The organism is uncultured Clostridium sp. (genome assembly GCF_963527835.1).
Classification (GTDB): Bacteria; Bacillota; Clostridia; order Clostridiales; family Clostridiaceae; genus Clostridium.
This window is the reverse complement of record NZ_CAURTC010000011.1, coordinates 61,130-84,162: the sequence shown is the minus strand read 5'-3', so window position 1 is coordinate 84,162 and position 23,033 is coordinate 61,130. Positions and strand designations below refer to the sequence as shown.

The following is a 23,033-nucleotide window of genomic DNA, read 5'->3' as shown; positions in this document are numbered from 1 at the left end:
ATGATAAAAGAATTAATTTGTATAAGCTGCCCAATGGGTTGTCATTTAAAAGTAGATGCAGAAAACAATACTGTAACAGGTAACACTTGTAAAAGAGGTGCAGAATACGGTATAAACGAAGTTACTAATCCAGTTAGAGTAATAACTTCAACTGTCAAAGTAAAGGGAGGCCAACTTCCAGTTATACCTGTAAAGACTAACGGAGCAATTCCAAAGGGTCTTAACTTCAAATGTATGGAAGTTTTAGCTGGAGTAGAATTACAAGCACCAGTTAAAATTGGAGATGTTATAGTTAAAGATGTATTAGGAACAGGCGTTGATATTGTAGCTGCTAGAAATATGAAAGCAATCTAATATCAATACAAATAGTGCACCAAAATTTGGTGCACTATTTTATTTAGGATATGTTTTAAGAAAATGTTGGTATATGCATAAGTAAAGCTGGACTAAGTAATTAAACTTAAGAACACTAAAATCAGTATAGTCCCATTTTAGCTTGCTCCCAATATAAAATTGAGACAAGCGGTAAATGGGACAATACTCATTAAGTATTCTAAAAGTCCAATTACAATGCCACTTCACCTATTGCATATATCAACACATATTTAAAAGATAGCCTATTTTTATTGTGTTTTATAGTATAAAAAATAGACTCGTGTAAATTACGAATCCATTTTTTTATATAAATTTTATTGTTAGCGTTTTTAAAGTGATTTTTTGTCAAAGGACATTTACATTTATAATTATCAATCTAATTTATATTATAATATAAAATACTGTTTTAAAATGATGTTCAATATTAATTAAAAGCATTATAAATAGCAGCTATTGCTTTTTCAAAATTATCATTTTCGATACCAACTAATATGTTAATTTCGCTAGATCCTTGATCAATCATTCTTATATTTACATTAGCTTCTGATAATGCTGTAAATACTTTTGATGCTACACCTTTTTGCTTAGCCATACCTTTACCAACAGTAGCGATTAATGCCATGTTAGGGTGAATCTCTATTGTATCAGGATTGCAAGTTCTTTTAATTTCTTCTACAATTAAAGCAGTTTTATTTTTTAATTGAGAATCTGAAATTACCAAACATACAGTATCTATACCTGAAGGCATATTTTCAAATGAAACATTGTGCTGTTCAAGTATTGATAGTATTTTTCTACAAAAACCTAATTCAGAATTCATTAAAGCTTTTGCAATTGAAATTACAGTGAAATCTTTTTTTCCTGCTATACCAGTTATAATTTGTGAATCATCACTTAAAAAATCTTCTACTATGAAAGTTCCTTTATCTTCTGGTTTATTAGTGTTTTTTATATTAATAGGAATACCTGCTTGTCTTACTGGAAAAATAGCTTCTTCATGTAAAACGGTAGCACCCATGTAAGAGAGTTCTCTAAGCTCAGTATAAGTTATTGTACTTATAGGCTTTGGATTAGAAATTATTCTAGGATCAGCCATTAAAAAGCCAGAAACATCTGTCCAATTTTCATAAAGATCAGCATTTAAACTTGCAGTAACTAAAGCTCCAGTAACATCTGATCCACCCCTTGAAAAAGTAATAATATCTTCATTGCTATCAGAACCATAAAATCCTGGAATAACAGCTTTATCAATTGAAGAAAGTTTTTCTTTTAATAGTGTTAATGTCTCATCATAATTTAAACACCCATCAGTATTAAATTTAATTACATCTTTAGCATCAACAAATTCAAATCCTAAATAGTTGCTAAGGATTATAGCATTTAAATATTCACCTCTACTAGCAGCATAATCATTAGAAGCACCTTCTTCTAAATCCTTTTTTATAATATCTAAGTAATATTGTATATTAATATCTAATTCTAAATCATTTACTATTCCAACATATCTATTTCTAATGTGCTCAAAAACATCATTTAAAGATATACCAGCATTGACATGAGCATGGCAAAGATAAAGTAAATCTGTTATTTTAGAATCCTTAGAAGTTCTTTTCCCCGGTGCTGATGGCACAACATATTTTCTAGCGTCATTTGATATGATTATCTCTTTGACCTTTCTAAATTGCACAGCATCAGCTAATGAACTTCCGCCAAATTTTGTTATAATAGTATTCATTTTTTATAGCCCCCCAAAAAAATAAAAATATATATTTTGATAACGTACTTGTATGAGTATTATTGATACAAGATTACCAAATTTATATTTATTTATATAGTTTTATACATAATAAATTGTAACAATTTATTATGCAATATTCAACAATTTTATATATAAATATATATAAACTAATATTTATATTTCATAATTGATTTAGAAGAGAATAGAATAAAAAGTAGTTATGTGGATTTACAAAGTATTTATATAAATATGTAGTGGTTGTTTTAACGAAATGATAAATTGCCATTTCATTAAAAAAATATCAATATAACTAATATATTAGTATTTATACTTAAAAAAAATAAAAAAAATTCAAAAATGTATTGAATTATATAAAAAAGTGATATATAATAATATAAATAAATTATTGGGCAAAGGCGTTCAATGGATATGTGTATTAAGTATACATCCATTGTACGTCTTTTTATATTAAAGGGGGAATTTTAAAATGGCAAAGTATACTAAAGAGGATATCATGAACTTAGTAAAGGAAAATGGTGTTAGATTTATAAGATTACAGTTCACTGATATGTTCGGGGCATTAAAAAACGTAGCAATAACAGATAAGCAATTAGAAAAAGCATTGAATAATGAATGTATGTTTGATGGATCATCTATTGATGGTTTTGTTAGAATTGAAGAATCAGATATGAATTTAAGACCTAATTTAGATAGCTTTTCAATATTTCCATGGAGACCTCAACAAGGAAAAGTTGCAAGATTAATATGTGATGTATACAAAGTAGATGGTACGCCGTTCGAAGGCGATCCAAGGTATGTATTAAAACAAGCTATTTCAGAAGCAGCTAAATTAGGATATGAAATGAATGTTGGACCAGAATGTGAATTCTTTTTATTTGAAACTGATGAGCATGGCAAACCAACAACCAAAACACAAGATAGTGCAGGATATTTTGATTTAGCGCCTACTGATTTAGGAGAAAATGCTAGAAGGGATATGACTTTAGTACTAGAGGATATGGGATTTGAAATAGAAGCTTCTCATCATGAAGTAGCAGAAGGACAAAATGAAATAGATTTTAAATATGGAGATGCATTAACTACTGCAGATAATATAATGACATTCAAATTAGTAGTTAAATCAATAGCACAAAGGCATGGATTATATGCATCTTTTATGCCAAAACCTGTCTTTGGTATTAATGGTTCAGGAATGCATGTTAATATGTCATTATTTAAAGATGGTAAGAATGTATTTGTTGATGAAAATGATCCAAATGGATTAAGTAAAGTGGCATATAATTTTATTGCTGGATTATTAAAAAATATAAAGGGACTTGCAGCTATTACAAATCCATTGGTTAATTCATATAAGAGATTAGTTCCAGGATATGAAGCACCTGTTTATTTAGCTTGGTCATGTAAAAATAGAACAGCATTAATTAGGGTTCCAGCAGCTAGGGGAGCAGGAACTAGAGTAGAATTAAGATGTCCAGATCCAAGTTCAAATCCATACTTAGTATTAGCATGTCTTTTACAAGCAGGATTAGATGGAATTAAAAATAATTTACAACCACCAGCAGGAATAGAGGCAAATATCTTTGCTATGAACGATGAGGAAAGAAAAGCTGAAGAAATAGATAATTTACCAAATAATTTATATGAGGCAGTTAATTTTATGAAAGAAAGTAATCTTGCAAAAGAAGCTTTAGGAGAACATATATATAAGACTTATGTTTCAGCTAAAGCTGCTGAATGGGATGATTATAGAACTAAAGTTCATGATTGGGAAATAGAAAATTATCTTAATAAATATTAGTAAAGTTTAAGGTGGGGTTGCGATGATGGAATCTCGAGGCAAAATAATTATAGCATTAAGTAATATGGAAACTAATAAGAAGCTAAAATGTTTATTGATGCAAGAAGAGTATGATGTTTTAGCCTTATGTACATCAGGAAATGAATTAATCAGAATAGTTATACAATATTCACCAGATTTAGTTTTAGTAGGCTATAAATTTAAGGATATGAGTTTACTAGATGTATATGAAGCAATATATGATTTTACAAGTTTTTTAGCATTAGTTAATGAACCCTATCGTTCTTTTATAGAAGAAGATACTGATATATATTGTATAGGAACCAAAATTTCTAATGTACTTTTAAAGAATTCTATTGATATTATATTTCAAGGAAAGAAAAGAATATTAAAATTGCAACAACAAGTGCAAAATTTAGAGAATACATTAGAAGATAGAAAGTTAATTGAGAAAGCTAAGGGAAATATCATGGAAGATAAAAATATGAGTGAAAATGAAGCTTTTAGATATATTCAAAAATTAAGTATGGATTTAGGAAAAAAAATGAGTGACGTTGCTGCTCTAATATTAGAGAATAATTTATAATTTTTTTTAATTAAGCTGTACAAAATCGCTTATTGTAGTAAAATATACGAGTAATAATATCGAAAAAAGGTATTTTTACTCGTTATTTTGCTACTTATGAATATATTATTGTAAGGGGGAACAGAAATGGATAAATTTACTCCAAAAAAACAGGGATTATATGACCCATATTTTGAACATGATGCTTGTGGCATAGGTACAATCGTAAATATCGATGGTGAAAAATCTCATGATATTTTATCGGATTGTTTAACTATATTAGAAAAATTAAAACATAGAGGTGGAACTGGTGCTGATGAAAATACAGGTGATGGTGCAGGTGTTCTATTAAATATACCCCATAAATTTTTTACTGAAGAGCTAAAATCAAAAGGCATTGTTTTAGGTAATGAAGGTGATTATGCTGTTGGTATGATTTTTTTACCTCAAGAAGAGAAAGCAAGAAAAGAAGCAGAAAGCCTTATTGAAGATATATGTAAAGAAGAAGGATTAGAAGTATTAGGTTGGAGAGAAGTTCCAAGTAATCCTTCAATTTTAGGAAAAGCTTCATTAGAAGCTATGCCTGTAATAAAACAAATTTTTGTAAAAAGAACTGGAATAAAGAAAGGTACTGCATTTGAAAGAAAATTATATATTATTAGAAGAAATATAGAAAAAAGAGCTAGTTGGATAAGTAAATTTTTAAATGAAGTATTTTACATAGCTTCTTTTTCATCAAAGACAATAGTATATAAAGGAATGTTACTTTCTACTCAATTAAGAGAATTTTATAAAGATTTAGAAGATGAGAGAGTAGAAACATCACTTGCATTAGTACATTCTAGATATAGTACTAATACATTTCCAAGTTGGGAAAGAGCTCATCCAAATAGATTCATGATTCATAATGGTGAAATAAATACATTAAGAGGAAATGTAAATAAGGTTTATTCAAGAGAAACTAATGTAAAATCAAGAGCACTTGGAAAAGATCTAAATAGAGTATTACCTATTATAAATAAAGAAGGATCAGATTCAGCAATTTTAGATAATAATTTGGAATTTTTATATATGAATGGAATGGATTTAACTAGAGCTGTAATGATGGCAATTCCAGAACCATGGCAAAAAAGTAAAACTATGAGCAAAGAGAAAAAAGCCTTTTACGAATATAATGCTACATTGATGGAACCATGGGATGGTCCTGCTGCAATAGTATTTACTGATGGTGAAAAAGTAGGTGCAGTGTTAGATAGAAATGGTTTAAGACCATCAAGATATTATATAACTAAAGATAGAAGATTAATTTTATCTTCAGAAGTAGGTGCACTAGATATTCCATCAGAGATAATTGAGAAAAAAGATAGATTAAGACCGGGCAGAATGCTTATTGTTGATACAGTTAAAAAAGAAGTTATTGATGATGAAGAACTAAAGCATACTTATGCTACAGAACATCCTTATGAGGAATGGCTTGAAGAAAAATTAGTTACTTTAGATAAAATTAATGATGGAAAGACTTTGAAAATAGAATATGATAAAGATACGAGAAAAAGATTAGAAAAAACTTTTGGATATACTTATGAAGAAGTGAAAACAACAATTCTTCCTATGGCTGAAAATGGTGAAGAACCACTTGCTGCAATGGGAATAGATGTTCCAATAGCTCCATTATCTAAAGAAGCACAACCTTTATTTAACTATTTCAAACAGTTGTTTGCACAAGTAACTAATCCACCTATAGATGCAATAAGAGAAGAAATAGTTACAGCTTCTAATATTTATTTAGGACCAGAAGGAAATATTTTAGAAGATAAATCTTTAAATTGTGAGCTACTTAAGCTTGAGTCTCCAATAATAAATAATGAAGAATTATCAAAAATAAAAGCACTTAATAAGGGAGAACTAAAAACAAAAGTTATAGATATAGTATTTGATAAGGGAAATTCTTTAGAAGACGCCATAGATGAAATGTTTGATAAAGCACAAGAAGCCTATGAAAAAGGATATACTTTACTTATTTTATCTGATAGAAATGTATGCTCAACTAAAGTACCAATACCATCATTACTTGCAGTTTCAGCACTTCATCAATATTTAGTTAAAAAGGGTACTAGAACATCCGTAGGATTAATACTTGAAAGTGGAGAACCAAGAGAAATTCATCATTTTGCAACATTAATTGGTTTTGGAGCATCAGCTGTAAATCCATATATGGCATATGAATCTTTAAGAGAACTGATTGAAGAGGGATTACTTGAAATTGAATATGATAAGGCTGTGTATAATTATAATAAAGCAGTAGTTAAAGGAATAATTAAGATACTTTCTAAAATGGGAATATCAACTATCCAATCTTATCAAGGTGCTCAAATTTTTGAAGCAGTAGGTATAGGTAAAAAAGTTATAGATAGATATTTTACTAATACAGTAAGCAGAATTGGCGGAATAGGATTAGAAGAAATTCAAAAAGAAGCTGAAATAAATCATGAAAAAGGTTTTAAAGATAAAACTTATGTAGCAGATTTTCAATTAGATTCACCTGGATATGAAAAATTAAGATCAGGAGAAGAAAAAGAAGAACATCTATATAATCCTAATACTATACATAAGTTACAAAAAGCTACTAAAACTGGAGATTATGAATTATTTAAAGAATATGCATATTTAATCAATGATGAAGAAGCAGAAATAACATTAAGAGGATTATTAGAGTTTAATTATAATTCATCAAAAATTCCATTAGATGAAGTTGAACCTATTTCTGAAATAGTTAAAAGATTTAAAACAGGAGCTATGTCTTACGGATCAATTTCCAAAGAAGCTCACGAAGCATTGGCTATTGCAATGAATAGAATTGGCGGAAAATCTAATACAGGTGAAGGCGGAGAAGATAGCGAAAGATGGATTACAGATAAAAATGGTGATTCAAGAAGATCTTCAATAAAACAAATTGCTTCTGGTAGATTCGGAGTTACATCTGAATATTTAGTAAATGCTGATGAACTTCAAATAAAACTTGCACAAGGAGCAAAACCTGGTGAAGGTGGTCAATTACCAGCTACTAAAGTTTATCCATGGGTTGCTAAGACTAGACACTCAACTACTGGTGTTGGACTTATATCACCACCACCACACCATGATATATATTCAATAGAAGATTTAGCACAATTAATTTATGATTTAAAAAATGTAAATATGGATGCAAGAATATCTGTTAAATTAGTTTCAGAATGTGGAGTAGGAACTGTTGCAGCTGGAGTTGCTAAAGGTGGAGCTGATGTAATATTGATTTCAGGATATGATGGCGGAACAGGGGCATCACCTAAGAATTCAATAAAAAATGCAGGCCTTCCATGGGAGCTTGGACTTGCAGAAGCTCATCAAACATTATTACTTAATGAACTAAGAGACAGAGTAACAGTAGAGGTTGATGGAAAGCTTATGACAGGTAGAGATGTTGCAATTGCAGCACTTCTTGGAGCAGAGGAATTTGGATTTGCAACAGCACCTTTAGTATCACTTGGATGCGTTATGATGAGAGTTTGTAATCTAGATACTTGTCCTGTAGGAATAGCAACACAAAATGAAGAACTTAGAAAAAGATTCAAGGGAAAACCAGAATATGTAGTGAATTTCATGTATTTTATAGCACAAGAATTAAGAGAAATCATGGCAAAGCTTGGATTTAGAAAGATTGATGAAATGATAGGTAGAGTAGATAGACTTAAACAAAAAGAAAATATACATGGCTGGAAAGCTAAAAATATTGATTTAAGTTCTATACTTTATACTCCAGATAAATTTAAAGGTAAAGTTATTAAATTTGATGAAGCAAACAAATCTGATCACAAATTAAATGAAGTAATAGATGAAACAATGTTTGTTAAGAAGTGTAAAGATGCTATAAATGGCAATGAAAAGATAAGATTTGAAGTAGATATAACAAATACTGATAGAACTCTTGGAACAATACTTGGATCTGAAATAACAAAAGTAAATGGAAGTAATGGATTGCCAGAAGATTCTATTACTATTAAGTGTAATGGTGGAGCAGGTCAAAGCTTTGGTTCGTTTATTCCAAAGGGATTAACGCTTGAAGTTGAAGGCGACGCTAACGATTATTTTGGAAAAGGATTATCAGGAGGTAAGCTTATAGTATATCCACCAAAGAAAGCTACTTTTATAGCAGAAGAAAATATACTTATTGGAAATGTTGCTTTATACGGTGCAACATCAGGTAAGGTGTTTATAAATGGTATTGCAGGTGAAAGATTCTGTGTAAGAAATTCAGGTGCAACAGCTGTTGTTGAAGGCGTTGGAGCACATGGATGTGAATACATGACTGGAGGAAAGGTTGTTGTATTAGGAAAGACAGGAATCAATTTTGCGGCAGGAATGAGTGGAGGAGTTGCTTATCTTTATAAAGAAGATGACAATTTCAAGATTAATATAAATGAAGAGATGATTCTTTTAGAAGAATTAAGTTTAGAAGATGAAGAAGATTTAAAAGATTTATTAGAAGAACATGTTGAAGTTACAGGATCTCCTAAGGGTAATAAAATATTATCTAACTTTGAAAATGACAAATCTAATTTCATAAAGGTAATACCTAAAGAGTATAAAAAGGTATTGAAAACAGTAGAAAAGTATAAGAATCTTGGATTTAAAGAAGAGGAAGCTTTAATAAAAACATTCCAAGAAATAAAAGGAAGATAGGGGGATTAAAAGTGGGTAAACCAACTGGTTTTTTAGAATATGACAGAGAAGTAGGTTTAAGTAGAGACCCAAAGGAAAGGTTAAAGGATTATGATGAATTTCATAAAAGTCTTTCTTTAGAAAAGCAGTCTATTCAAGGTGCTAGATGCATGGATTGCGGTGTACCATTTTGTCAATCAGGTATATTATTTTCAGGAATGGTTTCAGGTTGTCCTCTTCACAACTTAATTCCTGAATGGAATGACCTAGTATATAATGGGAAATGGGATTTAGCATATGAAAGATTAAGCAAAACGAATCCTTTTCCAGAATTCACAGGTAGGGTTTGTCCAGCACCTTGCGAAGCAGGATGCACAGTAGGATTAAACGGCCCAGCAGTTACTATAAAAGAAAATGAGAGAGCTATTATTGATACTGCATTTAATAATGGTAAAGTTGTAGCCAATGCACCAATAAAAAGAACAGGAAAAAAAGTAGCTATAATAGGTTCAGGTCCAGCAGGACTTGCAGCAGCTAATACATTAAATAAATGTGGTCACAAAGTCACAGTTTATGAAAGAAATGATAGATCAGGTGGATTATTAATGTATGGAATTCCTAATATGAAACTGGATAAAGAAGTGATTTTAAGAAGAATTAGAATCATGGCAGAAGAGGGTATAAAATTTATAACCAATGCAAATATTGGAGAAAATTATAATGCTAATGATTTAATTGATAAATATGATGCAATTGTTTTAGCAACAGGAGCATCTAAGGCAAGAGATTTAAATGTTGGTGGAAAAGATAAAGCTCAAGGAATTCACTTTGCAGTAGACTTTTTAAAAGCAAATACTAAAAGTCTTTTAGATTCTAATCATGAAGATAATAATTATATATCTGCAAAAGATAAGAATGTAATTGTAATAGGGGGAGGAGATACAGGAACTGATTGCGTTGGAACTTGCCTTAGACATGGATGCAAATCATTAGTTCAACTTGAAATAATGTCTAAGCCATCAAATGAAAGAAATGAAAATAATCCTTGGCCAGAATGGCCTAAAGTATTAAAAGTTGATTATGGCCAAGAAGAATTTATTGATTTATATGGAAAAGATCCAAGAGAATATTTAACTACAGTTACAGGAATTAATGTAGATAATGATGGTAATCTTAGAAGCGTTGATACTGTAAAAGTAGAATGGAATAAAGATAATAATGGAAGAATGTGTCCAATTTCAATTAAAGGCTCTGAAAAAACTTATGAAGCAGACTTAGTTTTACTTGCGATGGGTTTTACTGGATCAGAAGATTATATTAAAGAGTCATTTGGAATAGAATTTGATTCAAGAAATAATATAAATGCAAATTCAGTAGATTTTCAAACTAATATTCCTAAAGTATTTGCAACTGGAGATGCCAGAAGAGGTCAATCATTAGTTGTTACAGCTATTAGTGAAGGAATAAATAGTGGATTAAAAGTAAATGAATTCTTAAGAAAATAATTTAATATAATAAAATTTCAAGTAGTATTAGTTTAATTTGTTAAAACTAATACTACTTTTTTTCTTAATTTTCAACAAAAACTTACATAAATATCATCAAATAATAAAAGAATACTATAGAGGTATTTTGATATAATTTAAATTTATAGTATTATAAAAATTATACTCTTCATATCAAATTTTATTATCTTAAGCTTAAAAGAAAAACTAATAGGAGGATGAAAAATGGAAAATGAACATAAACAACTTAGGTGGTACAATCTGGCACTAATATCTTTTGTATCCGTTTGGGGATTTGGAAATGTTGTTAATAATTTTGCAAACCAAGGATTACAAGTTATAGTTTCTTGGATATTAATTATAGGCTTATATTTTATACCATATGCTTTAATGGTTGGAGAATTAGGAACAATTTTTAAAGATGAAAAGGGTGGAGTTAGTTCGTGGGTAAGATCAACTTATGGCGTTAAATTGGCGTATTTAGCAGGATGGACTTATTGGGTAGTACATATTCCATATTTAGCTCAAAAACCACAAGCAGTTTTAATTGCGTTAGGATGGGTAATTAAAGGTGATGGAACTTTATTAAATGATATGGCTCCTTTAGTAGCTCAAAGCATAACGCTATTAATATTTTTCTTTTTCTTATGGGTGGCATCTAAAGGAATTAAATCTTTAAATAGAATAGGTACAGTAGCAGGAACTGCAGTTTTTATAATGTCATTATTATATGTTGTATTAGTTGTTACAGCACCTGCATTAAAAGGAATTGAAGTTGCAACAACTGATTTATCAGTTAAAGCATTAGTACCTAAATTTGATTTTTCTTATTTTACAACGCTATCAATGCTAGTATTTGCAGTAGGAGGTGCTGAAAAAATTTCTCCGTATGTAAATAATACTAAGAATTCTAAAAAAGAATTTCCACTTGGAATGATAATTTTAGCTATTATGGTAACTATATCAGCGATACTAGGCTCTATAGCTATGTCAATAATGTTTGATGCAAACAATATACCAAAAGATCTTATGATGAATGGCCAATATTATGCATTTAAAAAGCTAGGAGAATATTATGGTTTGGGAAATTCATTATTAATATTATATGCATTAGCTAATATGATAGCTCAAATATCAGCTTTAGTTATATCTATTGATGCACCTTTAAAAGTATTATTAGGAGATGCGGATGATAACTTGGTTCCAAAATCTTTAAGTAAGATGAATGATAAAGGTGTGCCTGTAAATGGATATATAATGACTACTGTATTAGTTGGAATACTAATAATTGTTCCAGCGTTAGGAATAGGTGATATGACTGATTTATATAACTGGCTTTTAAGATTAAATGCAGTTGTAATGCCAATGAGATATCTATGGGTATTTTTAGCTTTCATCGGTATTAAGAAAGCTAGTGAAAAATATAATTCAAGCTATAAATTTGTTAAGAATGATAAATTTGCGTTAATAGTAGGTGTATGGTGTTTCATATTTACAGCCTTTGCATGTATAATGGGAATGTTCCCACAAGGAGTAGAAGCTTATTCTCCAGAATGGATTTTCACACTTGCACTTAATATAATTACACCATTTATATTATTAGGATTAGGATTAATATTGCCTAATATCGCGAGAAATGGAAAAAATAAATAAAAATATATAATAAGGTTATATAGAACCTTTAATAGAATAAAAATTATCTCTTGTTGTGTTGCATATAAAATTAATATATAATATAATATAATATAAATTAAATTAAATTAATAGCACAAAGGAGTATATTATGAGAGGCAATTTTAGAAATACACTATACTTTATTGGTGGTACATGTATAGTAATTTTAATAATATCATTATTTTTAAGTATACTACCGTATATATTATTAGTCGGATTAATAGCTTATCTTTTAATAAAGTTAATATCATTTATTAAAGGAAGAAAAGATAAATTAAATGAAAATGTAAGAAAAAATAAAAATGTATATGAGAATAACAAGGAATTTACATATGATTCAAATGATGATTTAGTTGGCGATATAATTGATGTTGAATATGAAGAGGTAGATAATAATAAAAAATAATTAGTGAAATTATGGTGATTATTTTTTATAAAATTTTTAATAGAAATTTTACTTTAGTATTGTTATAAAGAGATAGAAAGTCTGATTTTTAGATTTTCTATCTCTTCTTAAATTTAATGAAAGATTTATTGTATTATAATAATCTAATGTTTTTAAAAAATATTATGCTAATTAATTTTTGGAATATATTATTAAAACAAATTTTAAAAGTGGTATTTAAAAACTTATTATGATATAATATTAACCATAATAAACGATTGAGGTGGAGAGATAAAATGGACAATAAAAAATCATTTAGTTTTTTAAAATTACTATTAGGAGCATATATATGTATAGGAACAGTGCTTTTACTAACTAATAATTTAATTTTTGATTTAAGTTTAAATTCAGTATTAATTACAGGAATATTTGTACTATGTTCAGTAGTATATGGGGTACTTCACAAAAATAAAAAGATTATTATGACAGGTGGAATAGTAGCAATAATATATATTATTTTAGCAGTAGTATGCAGTCCTATAATTAGTTATAGTTCTCATAGAAATTTAATAGGAAATATTCATGAAGTGAATTTTTCAAGCGAAATACAATACATTGATTTAAATCAGTTACCAACTATAGATAAAGAATTAGCAGAAAAATTAGCAGATAAAAAGTTGGGTGAAATTGCAAGCCTTGGTAGTCAAGTTTATGTTGGAAATTTAGATTTACAAAGTGTAAATGGTGAGCTATATTATATAGCCCCATTAGAGCATTCTTCAACATTTAAGTGGTTTACTAATAGGGAAGGTACAGAAGGATATATAAAGGTAAGCGCAACAAATCAAAATGATGTTCAATTAGTAACAGAACTTGATGGAAAAAATCTAAAAATAAAATATTTAGATTCATCTTATTTATTTAGTGACTTAAAGAGAGCAGCATTTTTTAGAGATATGAAAGCTGGGCATACAGATTATAAATTTGAATTAGATGATAATGGAAAACCTTATTGGGTTATAACTAGATATGATAATGCTATTGGAATATCAGAAACAAAAGCAATTGGAGCATTAATAATGGATGCACAAAGTGGAGAATCAGAAATTTATGATATTGATAATTTACCAAGTTGGGTAGACAGGATTCAGCCATCAACTTATATAAAGAGATATATAGACAAGTGGGGAGAATTGGTTCATGGAATAGCTAATTTTAGTGATAAGGATAAATTAAAATCAACTTCTGGTATGAATGTTATTTATAATAACGATACATGTTATTACTATACAGGAATAACGTCAGTAGGAAGTGATGAAAGTTTAGTAGGTTTTACTTTAACAAATACAAGAAATGGTGAGACTAAATTATATAAAACAGCAGGGGCAACAGAATCTGCAAGCATGAAATCAGCAGAAGGTAAAGTACAACAATATGGTTATACTGCAACATTTCCGTATTTAATAAATATTCAAAATGAACCTACATATTTTATGACACTAAAGGATTCAAGCGGACTCGTAAAACAATATGCTATGGTTAATGTGAAAAATTATAATACAGTTGGTGTTGGAGATACACTTCAATCAACTCTTAATAAATACTTAGAGGGATTAACTAATACTAATATTTCTCTAGAAGGCGGAAATAAAGAAGAAACTATTTTAGGTGAGGTTGAAAGAATTGGTGTAGTAGTTAAAGAGGGCATAAGTATATATGACATTAAGTTAAAAGGCGTAGATAATATATTTTCAATTTCTACTGAAATGTCAAGAGAAGTAGCTTTAACAAGTGTTGGAGATTCAGTTTCAGTAAAATATATCAATGTTGGAAATAGCAAGTATGTAATAACCAATTATTTTGAAAATGTATCATTAAGTAATAGTGAAGCAAACAAAGAAGTAGAAAAAACTCAAGAATAATTTATATTTGTAAAAAAATTAAGCTATATTGCTAAGATAAGCAATATAGCTTTTTCATTGTAATTAAGATGTAGAATATTGTTTATGTAATTTAAATAAAAATTATGAGTAATAACCTTATCTTAAGAAAGCTATCAGTTATTCTCATAAATTAAAAAATAAATTAAAAGTATTAAATTAATTAATACTAGATTTTAATATTTTTGTAGCTTCATTTTCGCTTATGTCTTTAATCACTCTTATTTCATCTATTAAGAATTTTTGTGCTGTATTTAATATTTGTTTTTCTGTTGAGTTGAGAGCTTTGATTTTGTTGACAAGAGTTAAGTTATAAAATACATCTAGGCTATCTTCTAATAAGCCAGACTTTATTTTATTTAAATTTATTTCATATCTTTGCTTAGAAGGAAGATTTACCTCTTCCGGATTAGATGTGTCTCGAATACTATTTAGTATGTCTTCTAAAGTGTTAATATCGTTAATCATACGTAACTTAGAGTTAGGTATCCTATCAATAGGTATCATTATTTCTAAATTATTTTTTAACATTTGTATTATACAATATTTTTTTTTCTTACCGCAGAAAAGTTTTTCCTCAATTCTTTGAACTATTCCTATTCCTTGCATGGGATAAACAACTTTATCACCAACATTAAACACAAAAACACCTCCTATTATCTATATATTTATATTATAACACAATTGATGAAATTTAATCCATATTTGTAAAATATGTTATTGAAGTCATAGTTAAAGTAAGCACAAAGCTAATTATTTAATCTTATATAATATATTTTATAATATATTAATATTTGGCTATGTTTTGGTAGAGTGTTGATATATACATAAGCAAAGTGGACTGAGTAATTGAACTTAGGAATACTAAAATGATTATAATCCCATTTTAGCTTGCTCCCAATATAAAATTGAGACAAGCAGTAAATGTGACAATACTCATTGAGAATTCTTAAAGTCCAATTACACTATTGTATATATCAACACATATTTAAAACATAGCCTAATATTTATTCTCTATATATTAGTTAATAGATATTAATATGTAATTGGAAACCATTGATTAACAAATAAATGATAGCCTCTTGATTATTTTTGAAAGCTAGTGTAAAATTAAGGTAAATAATTACAAAAATTTACAATTAAGTCATTGAGATTAAAGCCTGAAATATTTTAAAGAAAAGGTGGCTATTGGAATGAGAATTAAATATAAAAGAAATTTTAGACTAGGTGAAAACATAAAAGTAAAAATATCTACCAATGGAAATATAACTATTATAACTAAATACAAAGATAATAATATATCACTAAATAAAAAGAGATTAATAGTTTATGGACAAAATGGAGATATAAAAAGACAGAAACAATTATGGATATTTAAAAAGAAAAAATTAAATTTAAACTCTTTTATTAAAGGAATACAAGAACGAAAAAATAAGTTGAAAAATAAAAGAATAATAGTTAATGAAATAATTAGTAGAGATGAAAATTTGAGTAAAGGAATAAGTAAATATAAAACTTCTAGAGTATTTTTTTGGTGGTTTTTAATTTTAGCTTTTATTTTGAGAAAAAACTTAACAGTTTTAATTTCATGTACCATAATATCATTTTATTGTAGTGTACAAGCTTTTAATAATATAAGGTATAAAAGAGCATCCTTAATAGCAGATAACATAAGCAAAGAGATATCATTTACTAATTTATATAATGAAGAAAGAGTAAATGAATTATTGAAAAAATTTGGTAAAGGTTATGGGAGTGAAGTAAAGGAATATGTTCAATTAAAAAACGCAGTTAATTCTTTTAAAGAATGCGGTATAAACTTAGCCAATGATTTAAGTAATTTAGAAATAGAGGATGTATCGTATTACTTAAAGAACATAAATTTAAGAAAAGAAGAAATTAAAAAAAATAAATACAATAAAAATAATAATGATAATTTTAAAAATAAATTTAACACAAATATTAGTAATAATAGAATAATAAATTATGTATCATCATTTGATAATAACTTTAATAATAAACTAGCTGTTTTGTATAGAAAAGAAGTAGAAAATAGTTTGGATGTAAAATCAATTAATAGAGCAATAGAATTTTTTGAAGATGATGAAAATATAAATGAAAAAGGCAAAGAAAGAGCAGTCGTATCTAAAGATGATAATAAATTAACTGTATATTTCTACAAAAAATCCTCTGTATTTTAAAAATATACAGATTAATCATATAATATTTGTAAGAAAACAATTATATAGTATAATTGTTATATAATAAATAAGATTATTTATTGTTTTTTGTGTGTATAATTAAAAATTTGAAATTATGGGAGGATTAATTATGAAAAGCTTAAAAGGATCTCAAACAGAAAAGAATCTAATGGCTGCTTTTGCAGGGGAATCAGAAGCTAGAAATAAATATACTTATTTTGCATCTAAAGCTAAAAAAGAGGGATATGAACAAATAGCAAGTATTTTTATAGAAACTGCTAATAATGAAAAAGAACATGCAAAACTTTGGTTTAAACTTTTAAATGATGGAATAGGCAATACTATAGAAAATTTAAAAGCAGCAGCATCAGGTGAAAATTATGAATGGACAGATATGTATGATAAATTTGCTAAAGAAGCTAAAGCTGAAGGATTTGATAAAATAGCAGAGCTTTTTGAAGGCGTTGGTCAAATAGAAAAAGAACATGAACAAAGATATTTACAACTTCTTAAAAATCTTAATGAAGAAAAAGTATTTAAAAAAGATGAAAAATCTACATGGCAATGCTCTAACTGTGGATACATTTATGAGGGTGAAGAAGCACCAAAGGTTTGTCCAGTATGCAGTCATCCACAAGCATATTTTGCAATACTTGCTAAAAATTATTAATAAAAATTAATATATATGTTGTTTATAGAAGTAGTTCTTTAAGGATTACTTCTTTTGTTATTTATAAGTTTATAAAAATATTAAATCTAAGGATAAATTGATTAATAGGTTATTTTGTAAACAAAGACAAAACATGCAAAGAGTAAAAGAAACACTTCCAAGATTAGATTTTTGCATATACCACTGTAAAAATAATTACTTAAAAATAAAATAACTCAATAATTCTATTAGGGTTTTATCCCTTATTTTTTTTAAACAAACAATTTGATATGGATAAATAATAATAGCTATGCTATTATTATATAGGAAAAAATATATGAATTTATAAGAATATTTTATATTAAATATAAATTAAACATAATCGATATGGAGGAAATTATATTATGCAAGATATAATGGTAATAGGGATAGCTGGAGGAACAGGATCAGGAAAAACTACTTTATCATTAAATATTAAAGAAGAATTTGGTGATGATGTAGTAATACTTTCACATGATTATTACTATAGATCAAATGATAATATATCATTAGAAGAACGAAAAAAGTTAAATTATGATCATCCGAATTCATTTGAAACTGATCTTCTAATAGAACATCTTAAGATGTTAAGGAATGGAGAGACTATTAATCATCCAGTATATTCATTTGTTGAACATACTAGAACAAATGAAACAGTTATGATTAAGCCTTCTAAAGTAATAATTGTTGAGGGTATATTAATTTTTGAAAATCAAGAATTATGTGACTTAATGGATATTAAAGTATTTGTAGATACAGATGCTGATGTAAGAATTATTAGAAGATTGTTAAGAGATGTACAAGAAAGAGGAAGAGATCTTGATTCTGTTATTAATCAATATCTTACTACTGTAAAACCTATGCATGAAGAATTTGTAGATCCTAGTAAAAAGCGAGCAGATATTATAATTCCAGAGGGTGGATGTAATACAGTTGCGCTTAGTATGTTATTAGAAAGAATACGTAGCTTTATTTAAAAAATATTAATAAATATTTACAATACATATATTAAAGAGCAGATGTTAAATAATAAATTTTTAACATCTGCTCTTTAATAATTTCATCTATTTTAAATATGTTATATATGCAATATATGAAGTGACACTGTAATTGGGTCTTTCAATTACTATATTTAGATTTATTTATGCATACATAAATATTGTGCTAAAACAAAATCTAATAATTAATATTATTTTATAAAAATTATTATTAAAGATTGAATTATGCCAATGAAACCTCCTAAAATAAAGCCTAGTATTTCAATATGTTTAAGTTCTTTTTTAGCAACAGATATTATTATGCTTTCTAACTTATTTAAATCAAGAAGATTGATTTTTTCTTCTACAATTTTTTGAATATCTATTTTTTCTTTAGATTTAGTTATAATAGTATTGTATATATCGTTAATAATAGTATTTAATTCATTATTAATCATTTCATCAATATAGCTTTTAATCATTACATTAAATGGGGCAGGAATGAAATTGATTTTTTCAGATATTATATTTACTATTTTACTTTTTATGTATTCATTTAAATTTTCTTTATCATCTTCTCTTATTATCTCATTAAATAAATCATCTACTGTCAGCAATTCGTTTGCAATAACTTCCCCAATGTTTTTAGCAATCTCTTTTTGCCTTTTTGGTATAAGACCTACAATTTCTATATTAAATATAGGTATTTTTATAGGTTTTATTGGTCTGAACAATAATTTTATAGCTAATATATTAGTAATCCAACCTATAAGTCCACCAATTAAAGTTAAAAATAATATTGTTATTAAAATACGTGTCATAGTTAAATAACCCCTCCAAATTTAATCGTAAAAATACTTAAATAGTATATCATAGTAATTTAGAAACTAAAAGTATAGATATAGGTTTTGAAATTAGGGGAAAGATATATAGTAATAAATATTAAAGTACTCTCTCTGCAATATTAGTAGAGTGATCACCGATTCGTTCAAGATTACTAATTAGATCTAAAAATATTGTACTAGAATTGGCTGAACATTTTTTTTGATTTAATCTTTTAATGTTACTTTCTCTAAGAGTTTTTTCACAAGTATCTATTTTCAATTCAATTTCCTTTACATGTTTAGCGTTAGCATAATCGCTATTCTCATAACATTTTAAAGCTAAAGTTAAAGCATTAAGAGTTTGTTCATACATACTTATAAGTTCTTCAATAGCATCTTGTGGGATTATAATATGATCATCAATTTTTTCAGTGGCCAATTCTACTATGTTTTTTGCATGATCACCAATTCTTTCTATGTCATTAATTATATGAAAGCTTGTACTTAAAATTTTACTATCAGTATCTGGCAATTCATAATTTGATAATAGAACTAAATAATCTGTTATCTCTTTTTCTAAAGTATTTATTATTTTTTCATTACTATATACTTGCTTTATGTATTCTTCATTTTCAATCAAAAAAGCCTTCATAGCTAATTCTATATTTTTTTGTGCAATTTTACCCATTCTAATTGTTTCATTAACAACTTGTCCAGTGGCTACAATGGGGGTATCTAGCAAATTTTTATCTAAATAAATTGCCCCTTCTGTTTCTAAAGAATCATTGCCTGGTAATATTTTATTTGCTAATAAAACAAGATATCTTGACAAAGGAAGCAAAATTATAGTACTAGTAACGTTAAAAATAGTATGAGCATTTGCAACTTGTCTAGCAACATCTGTAGGATTAATAGTTTTTATAAATGAAATTAGTGGATTTACAAATGGGATAAATATTAACACACCTATAACGTTAAAAAAGAGATGTATTAATCCAGCTTTTTTAGCAGTTTTATTTCCACTAGCAGATGCTAAAAGTGCTGTAACACAAGTTCCAATATTACATCCGAATATAATAGGTAATGCAACATTCATATCAATAGCTCCAGTTGTAGCAAGTGCTATTAATATACCAGTTGTAGCCGAGGAACTTTGTACTACTGCAGTCATTAAAAGTCCACATAACACTCCCAATAGTTTATTGTTGCCAACTAAAACTAAAACTTGAGAAAAAATTGCTGATTCAGCTAACGGTTTCATAGCACTGGACATAAAATTCATGCCAAGAAACAATATACCAAATCCTAATATTATGGAAGATATATCTCTATGCTTTTTCTTACTTGTTATTAACAGTGAAATTGAACCTATACCTACAAATAAAGGTGCAATATTATCTAATTTACAAGAAATCAATTGTGCTGTTATAGTTGTCCCGACATTTGCACCCATTATAAGGCCAGTAGCCTGCATAAGATTTATAAGACCAGCATTTACAAAGCTAACAACCATTACTGTTGTAGCACTAGAACTTTGGATTACAGCAGTTACAAGAGCTCCAATAAAAACTCCCATGTATTTATTATTTGTTACTTTTTCTAAAATACTTTTTAATTTTTCACCTGCAACGTTTTCAAGCCCATCTCCCATGAGCTTCATACCAAAGAGAAATAGCCCCAAGCCCCCAATTAATTCGATAAGCATATTTATACCATTCACACATATCTCTCCTTCGAAATAAAAAAAGTAATTATGTTCTTATATTTACATATTATATATTTTAATAAAGTAAAAGTAAAATTAAAAATAAACCTTAAAACTTGTTAAGTATTTCATGCGAACTAATCTATAAATTTTAAGGTTTTAATCAGACCATCATAAGCAACATTAGAATTATAAAAAACTTCTTTTGCATTATCTACAAAACTTTCAGGTTCAGATAGTGCAGGACTAAAATGAGTTAAAATTAATTCTTTACATTCTCCATTTAGTGCTAATGTTGCACTTTCTCTAAATGTCATATGTTTGTTTTTTATAGCTTTGTCTATATCCTCGTCGCTACCATAAGTTCCTTCACAAATAAACAAGTCACTATATTTTATAAATTGAGGAATAGCACTAGTTGGTCTAGTATCAGTTACATATGATATTTTAATACCTTTACGAGCATTATCAAGAACTAAATCAGGAGTATATATTTTATTATCATAATTTATAATTTCTTGATTTTGTAGTTTACTCCATAAAAGTTTAGGAACATTATTTTTAGATGCTTTCTCTACTGAAAATCTAGGTCGTCTTTTTATATAAAAACTATAACTTAAACATTTAGCAGAATGTTCAACTTCTAATGAAGATAATATAAGATTGCATTTATTATTATCTTCACATAAAGACATATTATTTTTATCTATTATAAATTTTAAATCATCATTCTCTAATTCAATAGTTTCTAATTCATAGGGAAGATAAGGATTTATGACATTTAGTCCATTAACAATTTTTTTTATTCCTTTTGGTCCAACTATTGTAACTTTTTCAGTTCTGCCGGAATTACCCATTGTAGAAAGTAATCCAGGTAGTCCGATTGTGTGATCTCCATGTGAGTGTGTTATACAAATTAAATCTATTGATTTAAATCCCCAACCTATTTTTCTCATAGCAACTTGTGTACCTTCACCACAATCAATCAAAATTTTTCTACCATTTATGTTTATCAAAGTAGCAGATAAGTATTTATCAACCATAGGCATTCCACCCGTTGTTCCTAAAACACATAAATCAATCATAAAAAGCGCTCCTATCTTTATATAGTAAAAAATTACCTATATATTATAATAACAAAAAAAATATAAATAATACTAGTTTTATTTTGTACTATTGATAAATTTTTAATATAATATTCTAGATAGTATATTACTTTGGAGGGATGGCTTTGAATAAAAAATACGATTATATTTTTATGGATTTAGATGGAACAATAACTGACCCTATGATTGGAATAACAAAATCAATACAATATTCATTAAAACATTTTGGAATCAATGTTGAAGATATAAGCACATTAACTAAATTTATAGGTCCACCATTAAAAGATACTTTTAATTTGTATTATGGTTTTAATGAGAAACAAACAGTGGAGGCTATAGAGAAGTTTAGAGAAAGATTTGCAAGTGTTGGACTTTTTGAAAATAATGTATATGAAGGTATGGAAGAGTTTTTGAAATTATTAAAAGATAGTGGGAAAACTCTTATGGTTGCAACATCAAAACCTAAGTTTTTTGCAGAACAAATACTTGACCATTTTGGTTTAGCAAAATACTTTACTTTTATTGGCGGTAGTAATATGGATGAAACTCGTTCTAAAAAGAGTGAAGTTATAGAATACGTTTTATTAGAAAATAATATTACTGATTTATCAAATGTTGTTATGATAGGGGATAGAGAACATGATATTATTGGAGCAAAGGAATTTAATATTGATAGTATTGGGGTACTATATGGATATGGAAATTGTGATGAATTAAAAGAAGCAGGTGCAACGTATATAGCTAAAGATCTAAAGGAATTATTAAATATACTTATATAAATAAAGTTAAGTTATGTAAATTATAAATTAAATTATGTATTATATTTTATATTT

Annotated in this window: 17 protein-coding genes; 12 read left to right on the top strand and 5 right to left on the bottom strand. The window is 27.5% G+C overall.

Annotated elements, in window-relative coordinates:
- Window positions 1-354 carry a DUF1667 domain-containing protein gene (locus RYM86_RS07955; protein WP_315079359.1) on the top strand — a complete coding sequence of 118 codons (354 nt, stop codon included), beginning with the start codon at window positions 1-3 and terminating at the stop codon, window positions 352-354.
- A 445-nt stretch (window positions 355-799) separates the two neighbouring features.
- On the opposite strand, the gene RYM86_RS07950 is transcribed toward RYM86_RS07955, so the two are convergent.
- On the bottom strand, window positions 800-2,110 hold the full coding sequence (locus RYM86_RS07950; RefSeq protein WP_315079358.1) for an aspartate kinase: 1,311 nt from the start codon (window positions 2,108-2,110) through the stop codon (window positions 800-802).
- A 490-nt stretch (window positions 2,111-2,600) separates the two neighbouring features.
- Between RYM86_RS07950 and glnA the strand changes: the two genes are divergently transcribed.
- The 7 genes from glnA to RYM86_RS07915 all read left to right on the top strand — a co-directional run bounded on the left by glnA (window position 2,601) and on the right by RYM86_RS07915 (window position 14,681).
- Window positions 2,601-3,932, top strand: coding sequence for a type I glutamate--ammonia ligase (glnA, locus tag RYM86_RS07945; RefSeq protein ID WP_315079357.1), 1,332 nt, complete (start codon window positions 2,601-2,603; stop codon window positions 3,930-3,932).
- 25 nt (window positions 3,933-3,957) lie between these two features.
- Window positions 3,958-4,518, top strand: coding sequence for an ANTAR domain-containing protein (locus RYM86_RS07940; protein WP_315079371.1), 561 nt, complete (start codon window positions 3,958-3,960; stop codon window positions 4,516-4,518).
- A 126-nt stretch (window positions 4,519-4,644) separates the two neighbouring features.
- A complete protein-coding gene (gene gltB, locus RYM86_RS07935; protein WP_315079355.1) occupies window positions 4,645-9,216 on the top strand; it encodes a glutamate synthase large subunit in 4,572 nt (1,523 codons plus the stop codon).
- An 11-nt stretch (window positions 9,217-9,227) separates the two neighbouring features.
- Window positions 9,228-10,700 (top strand): glutamate synthase subunit beta, encoded by a 1,473-nt coding sequence (locus tag RYM86_RS07930; protein ID WP_315079354.1) that lies wholly within the window; start codon window positions 9,228-9,230, stop codon window positions 10,698-10,700.
- Between the two features lie 225 nt (window positions 10,701-10,925).
- Entirely contained in the window at window positions 10,926-12,353 is a 1,428-nt protein-coding gene (locus RYM86_RS07925) for an amino acid permease (RefSeq protein WP_315079352.1), read from the top strand.
- Window positions 12,354-12,483: 130 nt separating this feature from the next.
- Window positions 12,484-12,780, top strand: a complete 297-nt coding sequence (locus RYM86_RS07920; RefSeq protein WP_315079351.1) for a hypothetical protein — start codon at window positions 12,484-12,486, stop codon at window positions 12,778-12,780.
- Between the two features lie 275 nt (window positions 12,781-13,055).
- On the top strand, window positions 13,056-14,681 hold the full coding sequence (locus tag RYM86_RS07915) for a cell shape-determining protein (protein WP_315079349.1): 1,626 nt from the start codon (window positions 13,056-13,058) through the stop codon (window positions 14,679-14,681).
- A gap of 177 nt (window positions 14,682-14,858) precedes the next feature.
- Here RYM86_RS07915 and RYM86_RS07910 read toward each other — a convergent pair whose 3' ends face one another.
- On the bottom strand, window positions 14,859-15,341 hold the full coding sequence (locus tag RYM86_RS07910; RefSeq protein ID WP_315079348.1) for a CarD family transcriptional regulator: 483 nt from the start codon (window positions 15,339-15,341) through the stop codon (window positions 14,859-14,861).
- Between the two features lie 551 nt (window positions 15,342-15,892).
- On the opposite strand from RYM86_RS07910, the gene RYM86_RS07905 reads away from it, so the two are divergent.
- The 3 genes from RYM86_RS07905 to udk all read left to right on the top strand — a co-directional run bounded on the left by RYM86_RS07905 (window position 15,893) and on the right by udk (window position 18,565).
- Complete coding sequence (locus RYM86_RS07905; RefSeq protein ID WP_315079347.1) at window positions 15,893-16,900, top strand: hypothetical protein; 1,008 nt, start codon at window positions 15,893-15,895, stop codon at window positions 16,898-16,900.
- Between the two features lie 130 nt (window positions 16,901-17,030).
- Window positions 17,031-17,570, top strand: a complete 540-nt coding sequence (gene rbr / locus RYM86_RS07900; protein ID WP_315079345.1) for a rubrerythrin — start codon at window positions 17,031-17,033, stop codon at window positions 17,568-17,570.
- A 383-nt stretch (window positions 17,571-17,953) separates the two neighbouring features.
- Window positions 17,954-18,565: a uridine kinase gene (gene udk, locus RYM86_RS07895; RefSeq protein ID WP_315079343.1), complete on the top strand. Its 612-nt coding sequence runs from the start codon at window positions 17,954-17,956 to the stop codon at window positions 18,563-18,565.
- A gap of 212 nt (window positions 18,566-18,777) precedes the next feature.
- On the opposite strand, the gene RYM86_RS07890 is transcribed toward udk, so the two are convergent.
- From RYM86_RS07890 to RYM86_RS07880, 3 genes are all read right to left on the bottom strand, one after another.
- Window positions 18,778-19,386: a DUF445 family protein gene (locus RYM86_RS07890; RefSeq protein WP_315079341.1), complete on the bottom strand. Its 609-nt coding sequence runs from the start codon at window positions 19,384-19,386 to the stop codon at window positions 18,778-18,780.
- Window positions 19,387-19,507: 121 nt separating this feature from the next.
- A complete protein-coding gene (locus tag RYM86_RS07885) occupies window positions 19,508-21,109 on the bottom strand; it encodes a Na/Pi cotransporter family protein (RefSeq protein WP_315079339.1) in 1,602 nt (533 codons plus the stop codon).
- A 122-nt stretch (window positions 21,110-21,231) separates the two neighbouring features.
- Window positions 21,232-22,179, bottom strand: coding sequence for a ribonuclease Z (locus tag RYM86_RS07880; RefSeq protein ID WP_315079337.1), 948 nt, complete (start codon window positions 22,177-22,179; stop codon window positions 21,232-21,234).
- Window positions 22,180-22,325: 146 nt separating this feature from the next.
- Between RYM86_RS07880 and RYM86_RS07875 the strand changes: the two genes are divergently transcribed.
- On the top strand, window positions 22,326-22,979 hold the full coding sequence (locus RYM86_RS07875; protein WP_315079334.1) for an HAD family hydrolase: 654 nt from the start codon (window positions 22,326-22,328) through the stop codon (window positions 22,977-22,979).
- The last annotated feature ends 54 nt before the right edge of the window (window positions 22,980-23,033 follow it).

Excerpts from the sequence above, each read along its gene's own strand:
- glnA (WP_315079357.1), top strand. The coding sequence starts at position 2,601 with ATGGCAAAGTATACTAAAGAGGATATCATGAACTTAGTAAAGGAAAAT.
- RYM86_RS07920 (WP_315079351.1), top strand. The coding sequence starts at position 12,484 with ATGAGAGGCAATTTTAGAAATACACTATACTTTATTGGTGGTACATGT.
- RYM86_RS07915 (WP_315079349.1), top strand. The coding sequence starts at position 13,056 with ATGGACAATAAAAAATCATTTAGTTTTTTAAAATTACTATTAGGAGCA.
- RYM86_RS07880 (WP_315079337.1), bottom strand. The coding sequence starts at position 22,179 with ATGATTGATTTATGTGTTTTAGGAACAACGGGTGGAATGCCTATGGTT.
- gltB (WP_315079355.1), top strand. The coding sequence starts at position 4,645 with ATGGATAAATTTACTCCAAAAAAACAGGGATTATATGACCCATATTTT.
- RYM86_RS07890 (WP_315079341.1), bottom strand. The coding sequence starts at position 19,386 with ATGACACGTATTTTAATAACAATATTATTTTTAACTTTAATTGGTGGA.
- RYM86_RS07925 (WP_315079352.1), top strand. The coding sequence starts at position 10,926 with ATGGAAAATGAACATAAACAACTTAGGTGGTACAATCTGGCACTAATA.
- RYM86_RS07955 (WP_315079359.1), top strand. The coding sequence starts at position 1 with ATGATAAAAGAATTAATTTGTATAAGCTGCCCAATGGGTTGTCATTTA.
- rbr (WP_315079345.1), top strand. The coding sequence starts at position 17,031 with ATGAAAAGCTTAAAAGGATCTCAAACAGAAAAGAATCTAATGGCTGCT.
- udk (WP_315079343.1), top strand. The coding sequence starts at position 17,954 with ATGCAAGATATAATGGTAATAGGGATAGCTGGAGGAACAGGATCAGGA.
- RYM86_RS07905 (WP_315079347.1), top strand. The coding sequence starts at position 15,893 with ATGAGAATTAAATATAAAAGAAATTTTAGACTAGGTGAAAACATAAAA.
- RYM86_RS07940 (WP_315079371.1), top strand. The coding sequence starts at position 3,958 with ATGGAATCTCGAGGCAAAATAATTATAGCATTAAGTAATATGGAAACT.
- RYM86_RS07950 (WP_315079358.1), bottom strand. The coding sequence starts at position 2,110 with ATGAATACTATTATAACAAAATTTGGCGGAAGTTCATTAGCTGATGCT.